This window comes from Thalassotalea mangrovi (assembly GCF_005116735.1).
GTDB classification, from domain to species: Bacteria; Pseudomonadota; Gammaproteobacteria; order Enterobacterales; family Alteromonadaceae; genus Thalassotalea_A; species Thalassotalea_A mangrovi.
The window spans coordinates 67,735-79,448 of record NZ_SWDB01000028.1 but is presented as its reverse complement, the minus strand read 5'-3'; the positions used below and the strand labels follow the sequence as shown (position 1 = coordinate 79,448).

The following is an 11,714-nucleotide window of genomic DNA, read 5'->3' as shown; positions in this document are numbered from 1 at the left end:
TATGTACAGTTGTGTGTGGTCGCAATGAAATTATGGTTCGAAAGATTATCCATATTGATATGGATTGCTTTTATGCGGCGGTAGAGATGCGTGATAACCCGGCGCTTCGTAACATTCCGATTGCTATTGGTGGCAGCAGCAAACGAGGCGTGGTGGCAACCTGCAACTATCCGGCCCGTGAATTCGGCGTGCGCTCGGCGATGCCAGTAGCGCAGGCACTCAGGTTATGTCCGGATTTAATCTTAGTTAAAGGTCGAATGTCCGTATATCAACAGGTATCGCGGCAAATCCGTGACATCTTTCTCCGCTATACAGATCTTATCGAACCTTTATCGCTTGATGAAGCTTATCTGGATGTGACCGACAGCACTCATTGTCGAGGCAGCGCCACCTTAATCGCCGAGCAAATCCGACGCGACATTGTTAATGAATTACAGCTTACCGCCTCCGCCGGGGTAGCACCGTGCAAGTTTCTCGCAAAAATAGCTTCAGATGAAAACAAACCGAATGGCATTTTCGTTATCAAACCTGATCAGGTGATGGACTTTACCGCAACCCTGAACCTAAAAAAAATCCCTGGTGTCGGTCCGAAAACCTTGCAGCGATTACATCATTACGGCCTGAAAACCGGTGCCGATGTACGCCACTACAGCAAGGCGGAGTTACAACAATGGTTTGGTAAATTTGGTGCCAGCTTGTACGAGCGTTGTCATGGCAATGATAATCGCCCGGTGACGGTTGAGCGGCTACGCAAGTCACTCGGCATAGAAACGACACTGCCGGAGGATGTTGACGGGGAAACCGCCTGTCTGGAAATTATCGATGGGCTGCTGCCAAAGTTCGAGCAACGATTACAACGAGCTGAGCAACTGCCCATCTGTCGCCAGGGCGTGAAAGTCAAATTTGCCGACTTTACCCAGACTACGGTCGACCTTAGTTGCCAGCAATTAACCCCAGAACTTTTCCCTTCCCTGCTGCGTGAGGCATTAGCACGTGGCGCGGGTAAACCCGTGCGTTTGCTTGGCCTGCACGTCGGCTTCTCGGCACCACAAAAAGAGCAGCAGCTTTCCCTAAATCTTTGATCCTGCTCGTACTTCTGTCCGTATTGCGACTGGATTTTCTATCGTAAATATTCCATAGTCAGAAAGTAATAAAAAACAATCAGGGTTGATATATGAAAAATTTATCTGTTTTGCTGCTTATTGGCAGCATGTTGAGTTTACCGGTGCTGGCCGCACAAGACTTTTCGGATGTGAAGATAGCCGCCACTCAAGTTGCGGGCGATGTTTATATACTCGAGGGTGCCGGCGGTAACATTGGTGTTTTGGCAACGGATTCCGGTCTGTTGCTAGTCGACGATCAATTTGAACCCCTGGCAGAAAAAATCGAAGCGGCAATGCAGGAAATCAAAGAACAGCCATTAAAATACGTGGTTAATACTCATTATCACGGTGATCATACCGGCTCCAATGAGTATTTTGCCCAGCATGCACCGATTTTCGCCCATGAAAACGTGCGCAAGCGGGTAGCTGAGGATAATAACAAGTCCGGCGCACATTTACCGGTAGTTACCTATACCGATGGGGTGAAAATATATCTGGATGACGAGGTGATTCAATTGATGCATTTACCATCAGGTCATACGGATGGTGACACTGTCGTCTATTTTTCTAAACATAAAGTGCTGCACATGGGCGACTTGTTATTTGAAGGGCGCTTTCCTTACATCGATATTACCCATGGCGGTACGGTGAAAGGCTATTTAGAGAATATTCAAAAAATCCGTAAAAGTTATGCCCAGGATATTAAAATCATTCCTGGTCATGGCAAGGTGACCGATATGATTGGCTTGCAGTCTTCCATCGATATGATCAGTTATTCGATTGATTTGGTTGAATCCGCATTAGCCGAAGGCAAAACCGAGGCAGAAATTCTCGAGGCAGGCATTGGCGAACAGTATAAATCCTGGAGCTGGCAATTTATTAACGAAGAACGTTGGCTGAAAACATTGATCACTGACTTAGGGCAATAAACAAGGTTTCGTTAAACACGAGCGTTGTTGATGATTCGGGGAGCTGCTTTGTCAGCTCCTTTTTATTGTTTAAATATTCATGGGAGCAAATCATGATCCTTTTCCTAAACGATGCTGGGCGACTTGCCCGATTGTCCGTTTTAATTGCGCTATCCTTGATGATCCAGACTGGCCATGCCAATGACAACATCGATGCTAAGGCAGTCTGGGAAAGCGAGCTGGCCTTTGCTAAAACGATGGCAGATAGAGATCTTAGTGCATTCTCAGAGTTTATTGCCGACGATGCTGTCTTTATCTCCGAGCAAGCTGTCCATCGCGGTAAGCAACAGGTTGTTGAAGCCTGGAGCAAGTTATTTGCAAATCCCGAAGCTCCTTTTGCCTGGCGTCCTGAACGTGTCGAAGTATTGGATAATGGCGGGCTTGCGTTGAGTACGGGACCGGTGTGGAATCAGCAGGGGAGATTTCACACCTATACGTCAATCTGGCGTAAAGAGGCGAATGGGCGCTGGAAAGTGATTTTCGACAAAGGAGATCGATTTTGTCGGTGAATCGACAAGGTTAATACACGCTTAAAAAAATGCCCTGAATATCAGGGCATTATTATTAAGTTGTTACTGCGGTTGAAAATTATCATTAAAGAAGCGCATGATGGCATTGTTTAAATGCACTTTCACTGGCTTGCCTCGCATACTGTGTTTGGAGCCAGGATAGGTCATCAGGTCAAACATTTTGTTATGATCCTGCAGTTCCTTGATAAGCTTGGTGGTGTTGGTAAACAACACATTATCGTCGGCCATGCCATGATAGAGGAACAACTTTCCTTGAAACCCTTCAACATACGGGAATACTGAGCTTTGTTGGTAGCCCTCGGCATTATCTTCCGGATGTCCCAGGTAGCGCTCGGTATAGTGAGTATCGTATAGCAACCAATCGGTTACCGGGGCTCCGCTAACGCCAGCCTGAAAGTACTCAGGTGCCTTAAATAATGCCATTAATGCCATATAACCGCCATAACTGTGGCCATAGATGCCAATGCGTTGGGGATCGACAAATGGTAATGTGTGCAGATATTTCACGCCGGTGATTTGATCCTGTAGTTCGACATCCCCTAACTTCTTGTAAATCGGGAATTCAAAACCAGTGCCGCGATAATTCGAACCACGGTTATCTAGCTGAAATACGATATAACCCTGGCTCACCATGTATTGGATCATATCGGCACCTTGCCATTGATTCGTCACGCGCTGCGCGTGAGGGCCGCCATAGACATGGACAATAACCGGATATTTCTGACCAGGTTTGAGGTTTTTTGGAGTGTAGAGTTTGTAATAAAGATCAACAGCGCCATCATCGGATTTAAGGGTACCAAACTTTGGCGTTACCAATGCATCGAGATAGGGGGCGACGGGGTGCTCGTTATTCAGGGCATTCTCAAGTAAGTATGTCATCCGCTCGCCATTGGCCTTGTGCAAACTTAGCTGCGGCGCAACACTGGTACTGGAAAAATTATCCAGATAGGTCTGCTTGTCTTTGGCGAAACGGATTTTGTGAAAACCACTACGTTTGCTGATGCGAGTCACGTGCTCTGGTGATTTTCCGTCAAGCGTTACTTTATACAGATGTTTTTCCAGCGGCGTATCAGCGCGACCGGTAAAGTATAGCCAGCCATCTTTTTCATCGACAGCAATCAGTTCGTCCACAACCCACTTACCTTTGGTAAGTTGGGCAATCATCTCACCCTCGTAATTGAAGAGATAAAGATGTTTATACCCATCACGCTCTGATGCCCAGATAAACTGACGTTTATCTTCTAAAAACGTTAAATCATGGTTTAGGTTTATCCAGTGATCGGAGGTTTCTGTGATCACGGTTTTGCCAACCCGAGATTTCAATTGATGAAAGCGCAGTTTTAAGGTTTGCTGATCACGGCTCTGCCATTGATAACTCAAACCTTTTGAGTCCGGCATCCATTTTACCCGCGGTAAGTAAATATCCGGGTTGTCACCTAGAGGGAAGTCTTTTACTTTACCGTTGCTAATCTGCACCGATTTCAATTTCACTGTCACATTGTTGGTGCCTGTCGCCGGGTAGCGTTGCTCGTAAAGCTTCACTTCTTCCGCGTATATTTCATTGCGAATCGCAACATCCACGCCCGATTCATCAACCTGAATATAGGCCAGGTGCTTTTCATTGGGTGACCACCAATAGCCCGTCATCCGGTCCATTTCTTCCTGGGCGACAAACTCTGCCATACCATTTTTGATGGTGCCTTTGCCGTCACTAGTCAGGGCCTTTTCTTGCATGTCGTCGGATTTAACATCAATTAAATAGATGTTTTGCTCTTTGATATAGGATACGTACGCGCCTTTAGGAGAAAATTTTACGTCCGTTTCCCATTCCTTGTCCTGAGTCAGCTGTCGCGCCTGTTTTTGCGTCAGACTGTAAAGGTACAAATCGCCATTAATGGGGAATACGATACTATCGCCTTCAGGCGAAATGACATATTCCATAATCCCCGAACCATACACCCGTTGACGTTCACGGCGGGCTTTTTCTTCATCACTTAATTCTTCTTTGCCGGAAAAAATACTGTCAGCATCGACCAGTAACGTGTGTTCGTTTTTGCCAATGTCGTATTGCCACAGGTCGTAGCGATTCTGATCATCAAGTTTGGCTTTCAGGTAAGAGACCCTGGTGCCATCCGGGAAATACTGCAGGTTTTTTGATTTTTCGCCACTTAATGACGGGGCGCTGAAAATGCGTTCAATGGATAGTGCCTGAGGTTCAACGCTGGTGGCAGGTTCGGCTGGTTGTTGGGCTTGATTCTGTTCGGCGTAGCACGTCGTGCTTGCCAACAACATAATAATGCCCGATACGGCTTTTTTCATAATTTGGCTTAATTAGGCTTAGCTTAGGTAATTTAAATTAAATAACTAGAGCGTGTTTATCTTTCGAGGGCAATTTTGCAGTGAATTGTTTGGAATTTGGGCAAGGCTTTTTCAATGTAGCGTACTTATTGTACGGTCAATTGAAAAAACGCGGGCCAGGATCAAAACAAACGCTGTTCGCAGAATTCAATGGTGCGGTTTCATACAATAGGTGTGCTGTTAGTTCCAACAATTTCACAATTAACAGTCACTTGTTGAACAAAATTCGGCCAGCAAAGGTCAACACGCTCTCACTATTTTAACCACCTAAACCATAACTGTCGAAGAGTTTTTAAAGAATCGCTTCCAGTGCCTGGGCCAGGGTATTAACGCCAATAATCTCCATACCTTCGATTGGCTCTTTTGGCTTATTGGCCATGGGGACGATGGCTTTACGAAAACCATGTTTAGCGGCTTCGTTGATGCGCTCCTGGCCACTGGGAACCGGGCGAATCTCTCCGGATAAGCCTATTTCTCCAAATGCCACCAAATCCCGGGGCAGGGCTTTGTCGCGAAAGCTGGAAACCATCGCCAGTAATAGTGCTAAATCGACACTGGTTTCTGATACCTTGACACCACCGACAATATTAATAAATACGTCCTGATCGTTCATCTGTAAACCGCCATGGCGGTGCAGAACGGCTAATAGCATCGATAACCGGTTGTGATCAGCGCCAACCGCAACCCGGCGTGGATTCGCCAGGGCAGAGTAGTCGACTAACGACTGTACTTCCACCAATAGCGGCCGGGTACCTTCCCAAAGTACCATTACCACTGTGCCTGAGGTTTGCTCTTCCTGTCGTGACAGGAAGATAGCACTTGGGTTTTTGACTTCTTTCAGGCCTTGCCCTGTCATTGCAAATACACCAAGCTCATTGACCGCACCAAAGCGATTTTTATGGCCACGCAGGGTCCTGAATCTGGAGTCGGTGCTACCTTCGAGCATGATTGAACAGTCTATACAATGTTCAAGCACTTTCGGTCCCGCCAGCGACCCGTCTTTGGTGACGTGGCCAACAATGATCATCGCGACATGATTTTGCTTGGCGAAACGGGTTAAATAGGCGGCGCTTTCACGGACCTGAGACACGCTGCCCGGTGCCGACTGAACGTCTGCCATATGCATCACCTGGATCGAGTCAATCACCATGATTTTTGGCTTTTCCCGGTCGGCGATGTTGCAGATGTTTTCGACACTGGTCTCCGAAAGCATCTTCAGCTTATCGGTTTTCAGTTCTAGCCGATGCGCCCGCATCGCCACCTGTTGCAACGACTCTTCACCGGTAATGTAGAGCGCGTTCATTTGTTCTGCCAGAGTGCACATGGTTTGCAATAACAAGGTGCTTTTGCCGGCACCCGGTTCGCCGCCAATCAGAATGGCACTGCCAGGAACAATACCGCCGCCGAGAACTCGGTCAAATTCGGCAAAGCCGGCACTGAAACGAGGTAAATCACTTAAATCAATGGCATTTAACACCTGGACTTGTGCACTGGTTTGGCCGGCGTAACCGGCCAGGTTGTCGGTGCGCTTAGGGGCGGTCCCCAGGCGCACTTCGGTGATAGTATTCCAGGCCTTACATTCGCCGCACTGCCCCTGCCAACGAGGAAAATCTGCGCCGCAGTCGTTACATACAAATGCCGTTTTATTCTTTGCCATGAATCTGTTTCTCTATCTGGTTTTATACCAATCACATTAAGTTTGTGCACAACTCAGAGTTAGGACAGAGGTTCAGTTACAACATAGATTTCATTGATATAGTCATTCTATATTATTGAAATATAGGGCCGTAAATGGACCTCTGGCAAACTCCCTACGGGTGAGTTTTAATTTAATGTGATTGGTATTATGTATGTATAAACGTACAGTATGATATGCAGTTTTTGGTTTTAAGTCCAGAGCACAATGGCAGCAAACCATGAGATGTTATTGGAGCAGAGAAACCTTTGTCACTATTTCAGCCAATGCACCAGGCAATCCAGTCCTGAAAAATTAATGGCACAATCGGCTTGCTGCAACACCACAGGTTTGGCTTTGTAGGCAACGCCCAGGTTGGCAGCGTCCAGCATCAATAAATCGTTAGCGCCATCGCCCATCGCCACTGTTTGCCTGGACGGGATCTCGAATTCACCGACCAGGCGAGTGAGCGTGTCGGCTTTAACCTGGGCATCGGTAATATCACCGATAATTTTTCCGGTCAGGGTGCCATCGATAATTTCCAGGACATTGGCCTGGGTGGCATCTAACGGTAACTGTTGTTGTAGGGTATCGGTGAAGTAAGTGAACCCCCCGGAAGCGACGGCAACCCGCCAATGATTGGCCTTTAACACCTCAATAAGCGGTCTTAAACCCGGCATCAATGGCAGGTTGGCTGCGACTTCGGCTAAAATCGATTCGCTGGCACCGGCTAACCGGGCAACCCGCTCGGTTAGGCTGGCGGCGAAATCCAATTCACCCTGCATGGCGCGCTCGGTTACCTGGGCAACCTCGTCACCAACACCTGCTAATGCCGCAATTTCATCAATACATTCAATCTCAATGGTGGTACTGTCCATGTCCATGATCAGCAGCCCCGGCTCTGTTAAACATGGAGCAGCGTGCAGCAGGGCAACCTCTAGGTTTTCTGTCATTGCAAACTGGTTAATCTTTTCTCTGGCTGCACTCATATCAGTGGCTGCCAGGTTAAAGCGATAACTGGAGATACCAAGGCGGTGATTGATTCTTGCTAAGCTGAGCAGCTCAACACCAGACAGTTGACATAGGGAATGCAGTTGGCCAACGCTCATTTTACTCAGTACCACCAGTTCCCAGTCGTTATCGGTAGGTTTCTTTACTGGCGTTATTGTCTCATTGCTAAACAGGCCCGGAGTCAGGGTCTCCAGGCTGCTGTCGATGAGCAAGTTTTGCTCTGAAAAGCTGAACAGTAACGGCTCGGCGAGGGATTGATGGGTCAGAAGCTGATTTAATGTCAGCGAATTTACCTGAGAAAGTGCGACCTTAAGACATTGGCTTACCACAATACGTACCTTTGCAAAGAAAAGAAAATGACAGTAAAAAAGGATTCTATCTTCGCAAATAACCCTCTATTATTAAAACTTTATTTTGAATTTATTATTCGCATACACGGACTTTACTCAGGAAAAATTCATGTCGACACTGATTTCCAGGATTCAGCATACGGTGAATCGTCTGTTACCCATATTTATGGCCATCGTTATCCTGCTTCTCTTCTTTAACAGCTCCATTGTCCGCATCTACAAAAATCAGCAGGTGATGATCGAGCATGTCGAAGATATCGCTCGTGGCTTCACCCGACAGGCAGCGTTGACTGCTAAAATTTTGCTGCAGAAAAATGAGCGTACGGGTTTAAATGAATTTGCCCGACAACTTGAACTCAGTCCCTGGGTGGAACAGGTGCTAATTTACGATACCAATGGACAATTGCTTGCCCATTCCGAGTCAGCGAGCCGTATAATCAGCGATCTCGAGCAATTACCCAGCGCTGGCAGTCCTTACCATGCCCCGTATATTGAAGAGATTCGCGGCGCCGAGTTGCTCGGTTATGTGCGTATTAACTTCAATGGTGACGAATTGGTCGATGAATTTAATGAACGCCAGCGTGATAACCTGGCCTTTATTCTGATGTTGTTACTCGGCGCGATGATTGTGTTGTACTGGTACAATCATCCAACAACCCCTGACTTACGGATTCTCGGGTTAAAACGAAAATAGCTGTTGGCAGTTTTGCTCCAGCTGATGTGCGATAAGGTCTTCAGGTTCACTACGAAGCTGGCACAATTGCCGGAATACCTCTGGCAGATAGGCCGGAGAATTTATTTCCCCTTGTCTGCCGGCGAGCGGCATTGCTGGCGCATCGGTTTCCAGCAGCAGGGATGTCAGGGGCACCCTGGCAATCGCATCCCGGGTTTTTTGGGCTCTTTCATAGGTAATCGTTCCGCCAACTCCGAGCTTAAAACCAAGTTCAACATAGGTCATCGCCTGCTGAAAACTGCCTGAGTATGCATGAATAACCCCACCACGCGGCAAAGCATATTGTTTTAACAAGGGTTGAATTAAATGATGGGTGCGGCGGTGATGTATTAATACCGGCAGGTCAGCGCTTCTGGCGATTGCCAGCTGTGCCTGAAAAAATTCCTGTTGCTTTGCCATATTGTCAATTTTCGCATCGAGACCGATTTCTCCGACAGCAATGACCTTGTTGTGCAACAGGTAATCAGGCAATAAGGTCAGGTCCTCTTCCTTAGCATCCTCTACCCACCAGGGGTGGATACCAAAGGCAAAATAACAGGGGGCAAATTGTCGACAGGTATCGAATTGCCGTTGCCAATGCGCGGCACTTACGCCTGGCACAATTATTCTATGTACCCCCAATTCTCTAATCTGCCGGGCAATGTCGGTGCGCAGCCCGGAGAATTCAGGAAAGTCAAAATGGCAATGGCTGTCGGTGAATAACAATCTTGTTCCCGTTGCTGAATCTGGCGGTGTCGTTCAAAGGATTATATGGATTAAGGATAACGCAATTGTCGAGTCGGGGGAGGAAGTCGTACTATTCAGGTCGGCCGACTCGCCACAGGTAGTGGTATCCAAACCAGAATAAGCCCAACAACGCCAATACACTGATGCCAGTGGCTATCAAGGTGTAAGCAAAGGAGATTTCCAGCAGGGATTGCAGGTTAACGATAAACAAAATGAGAAAACAGCCAGTTAACAACAGGCCAACGCTGAGCATAATGATTTTTGCAATGCAATCGCCCTGACAATATTCCTTTATTTTCATTTTTATACCCGAGCGAAAAAGACCGGTCGAAATATAAGTAATTTATGATGTAAAAACAACCAGAAATAGCAAAAATATTACCGGCATATGTTCGATTAATCCTGGGCTGAGATGACCGGAAAAAACGATGTTAATTTGCGCCGTTGTTATAGAAAAAACCGCGAAATTGACAAATGCCAGCCTCGCGGTTTTGATCATATGATGCAGCAATTGGTATTACATACGTTCCATTACTTCAATGCCGAGCAAATCCAGCCCCTGTTGCAGGGTTTTACCTATTAGCTGACATAATTGCAGACGTGATTGCTTAACTTCATCGGCAACGCCATCTTTAAGGATTGGGCAAGCTTCATAAAAACTCATATACAAGCTGGCTAATTCATACAGATAGTTACACAACAGGTTTGGTGTACATTCACTGATCACCGCATCCAATACTTCTTCAAACTGCAATAATTTAACCGCCAGTGCTTTTTCCTGCGCTTCACTAATCATGATGTTGCCAGTTAGCTGGGTCGCATCGACACCGGCTTTTTTGAATATACTTTGAATACGGGTATAGGCGTATTGTAAATACGGCGCCGTCGCACCTTCAAAGCTTAACATGGTATCCCAGTTAAAGATGTAATCACTGGTGCGGTTTTTCGATAAATCCGCAAACTTCACCGCGCCAATCCCCACTTTACGGGCGATTTCGGCTCGCTCCTGCTCCGAAAAGTCAGCAATTTTATCGGCCATCAGGGTTTGTGCACGACTCACCGCCTCATCAAGTAATTCCGCCAGCTTAACGGTACCGCCAGTTCGGGTTTTAAAAGGCTTGCCGTCGCTACCCATCATCATCCCGAACGGACAATGATCGTAAGCTGTTGATTCGCGCAGGAGCCCGGCGTTGCGAGCAGTAATTTCAACCTGTTTAAAGTGCAATGCCTGGCGCGCATCGGTAAATATAATGATCCGATCGGCGTCTAAATCAAAGCTACGGTAACGACAAGCAGACAAGTCGGTTGTTGCGTATAAGTAACCACCACCGGATTTTTGCACGATAAATACCGAAGGCTCGCCATCTTTATTAGCCATTTCTTCAATGAATACGACTTTTGCGCCCTGATCTTCGACAGCGATATTCTTTGCCATCAGGGTGTCGATGATTTTCGGTAAGTCCGGGTTATAGGCACTTTCGCCCATGATATCATCGCGCTTGAGAGTGACGTTGAGTTTGTCATAAATCTCTTCGCTGTGATGAATCGAGATATCGATAAATTGTTGCCATAAGGCCAAGCAGTCGGCATCGCCTCCCTGAAGTTTGACCACGTAATCTCGAGCACGGTCAGCAAATCCGTCTTCTTCATCGAAGCGAATCTTGGCCTGACGATAAAAATCTTCCAGATCGGCCAATGCCGTTTCGGCGACTTCATCATGGGCCAGTTTGTCACTAAGATGCGCCAATAGCATACCAAACTGAGTACCCCAGTCGCCCATATGGTTCTGGCGAATAACCTGCTCACCACGAAATTCAAGAGCGCGGACAACGGCATCACCAATGATGGTAGAACGCAGGTGACCGACATGCATTTCTTTGGCCAGGTTCGGTGCGGAATAATCGACAACCACTTTTTTGGGTTGCTCGCTCTGGCTGATATTAAGTTTGTCATCGGCATTGGCAACTTGCAATTGCGCGGCCAACCAGGAAGGGTCCAGGTGAATATTAATAAAGCCCGGACCGGCAATTTCCACCTGGCTGGCAATGTCAGCCAAGTCAAGGTTTTCCATGACTTTTTGAGCTAATTCACGTGGATTGGTTTTTAACTTCTTGGCAGCACCCATCACGCCATTGGCCTGATAGTCACCGAATTGCGGGCGGTTAGATACACTGACCGCCGGGTTTGTGTCGGCGGGTAATCCGGCAGCGACCATGGCGGCACTGACTTTTTCATTCAGTATTTGACGAATATTCATAAT

10 protein-coding genes are annotated in these 11,714 nt (G+C 47.1%); 4 read left to right on the top strand and 6 right to left on the bottom strand.

Annotation, left to right across the window (positions count from 1 at the left end; genetic code table 11):
* The first annotated feature begins 32 nt into the window (after positions 1–32).
* From dinB to E8M12_RS11640, 3 genes are all read left to right on the top strand, one after another.
* A complete protein-coding gene (gene dinB, locus E8M12_RS11650; protein WP_136736318.1) occupies positions 33–1,082 on the top strand; it encodes a DNA polymerase IV in 1,050 nt (349 codons plus the stop codon).
* Between the two features lie 92 nt (positions 1,083–1,174).
* Positions 1,175–2,032 carry an MBL fold metallo-hydrolase gene (locus tag E8M12_RS11645; protein WP_246034122.1) on the top strand — a complete coding sequence of 286 codons (858 nt, stop codon included), beginning with the start codon at positions 1,175–1,177 and terminating at the stop codon, positions 2,030–2,032.
* A 92-nt stretch (positions 2,033–2,124) separates the two neighbouring features.
* Positions 2,125–2,580 carry a YybH family protein gene (locus E8M12_RS11640; protein ID WP_136736317.1) on the top strand — a complete coding sequence of 152 codons (456 nt, stop codon included), beginning with the start codon at positions 2,125–2,127 and terminating at the stop codon, positions 2,578–2,580.
* Between the two features lie 63 nt (positions 2,581–2,643).
* On the opposite strand, the gene E8M12_RS11635 is transcribed toward E8M12_RS11640, so the two are convergent.
* The 3 genes from E8M12_RS11635 to serB all read right to left on the bottom strand — a co-directional run bounded on the left by E8M12_RS11635 (position 2,644) and on the right by serB (position 7,974).
* Entirely contained in the window at positions 2,644–4,920 is a 2,277-nt protein-coding gene (locus E8M12_RS11635; RefSeq protein WP_136736316.1) for a S9 family peptidase, read from the bottom strand.
* Positions 4,921–5,251: 331 nt separating this feature from the next.
* On the bottom strand, positions 5,252–6,616 hold the full coding sequence (gene radA / locus E8M12_RS11630; RefSeq protein WP_136736315.1) for a DNA repair protein RadA: 1,365 nt from the start codon (positions 6,614–6,616) through the stop codon (positions 5,252–5,254).
* 293 nt (positions 6,617–6,909) lie between these two features.
* Positions 6,910–7,974 (bottom strand): phosphoserine phosphatase SerB, encoded by a 1,065-nt coding sequence (gene serB / locus E8M12_RS11625; protein ID WP_246034120.1) that lies wholly within the window; start codon positions 7,972–7,974, stop codon positions 6,910–6,912.
* Positions 7,975–8,104: 130 nt separating this feature from the next.
* Here serB and E8M12_RS11620 point away from each other — a divergent pair, with 130 nt between their 5' ends.
* Complete coding sequence (locus E8M12_RS11620; RefSeq protein ID WP_136736314.1) at positions 8,105–8,689, top strand: AhpA/YtjB family protein; 585 nt, start codon at positions 8,105–8,107, stop codon at positions 8,687–8,689.
* Here E8M12_RS11620 and E8M12_RS11615 read toward each other — a convergent pair.
* The 3 genes from E8M12_RS11615 to argS all read right to left on the bottom strand — a co-directional run bounded on the left by E8M12_RS11615 (position 8,675) and on the right by argS (position 11,711).
* Positions 8,675–9,433, bottom strand: a complete 759-nt coding sequence (locus E8M12_RS11615) for a TatD family hydrolase (protein ID WP_136736313.1) — start codon at positions 9,431–9,433, stop codon at positions 8,675–8,677. The two genes, E8M12_RS11620 and E8M12_RS11615, sit on opposite strands and share 15 nt — an antisense overlap.
* Positions 9,434–9,524: 91 nt before the next feature.
* The gene (locus E8M12_RS11610) at positions 9,525–9,755 is read right to left on the bottom strand and encodes a hypothetical protein (RefSeq protein ID WP_136736312.1); all 231 of its coding nucleotides are present in this window, start codon (positions 9,753–9,755) and stop codon (positions 9,525–9,527) included.
* 216 nt (positions 9,756–9,971) lie between these two features.
* Positions 9,972–11,711 carry an arginine--tRNA ligase gene (argS, locus tag E8M12_RS11605; protein ID WP_136736311.1) on the bottom strand — a complete coding sequence of 580 codons (1,740 nt, stop codon included), beginning with the start codon at positions 11,709–11,711 and terminating at the stop codon, positions 9,972–9,974.
* Positions 11,712–11,714: the final 3 nt, after the last annotated feature.

Coding starts and splice junctions, on each gene's coding strand:
- E8M12_RS11635 (WP_136736316.1), bottom strand. CDS start 4,920: ATGAAAAAAGCCGTATCGGGCATTATTATGTTGTTGGCAAGCACGACG.
- argS (WP_136736311.1), bottom strand. CDS start 11,711: ATGAATATTCGTCAAATACTGAATGAAAAAGTCAGTGCCGCCATGGTC.
- E8M12_RS11640 (WP_136736317.1), top strand. CDS start 2,125: ATGATCCTTTTCCTAAACGATGCTGGGCGACTTGCCCGATTGTCCGTT.
- E8M12_RS11610 (WP_136736312.1), bottom strand. CDS start 9,755: ATGAAAATAAAGGAATATTGTCAGGGCGATTGCATTGCAAAAATCATT.
- E8M12_RS11645 (WP_246034122.1), top strand. CDS start 1,175: ATGAAAAATTTATCTGTTTTGCTGCTTATTGGCAGCATGTTGAGTTTA.
- E8M12_RS11620 (WP_136736314.1), top strand. CDS start 8,105: ATGTCGACACTGATTTCCAGGATTCAGCATACGGTGAATCGTCTGTTA.
- radA (WP_136736315.1), bottom strand. CDS start 6,616: ATGGCAAAGAATAAAACGGCATTTGTATGTAACGACTGCGGCGCAGAT.
- dinB (WP_136736318.1), top strand. CDS start 33: ATGGTTCGAAAGATTATCCATATTGATATGGATTGCTTTTATGCGGCG.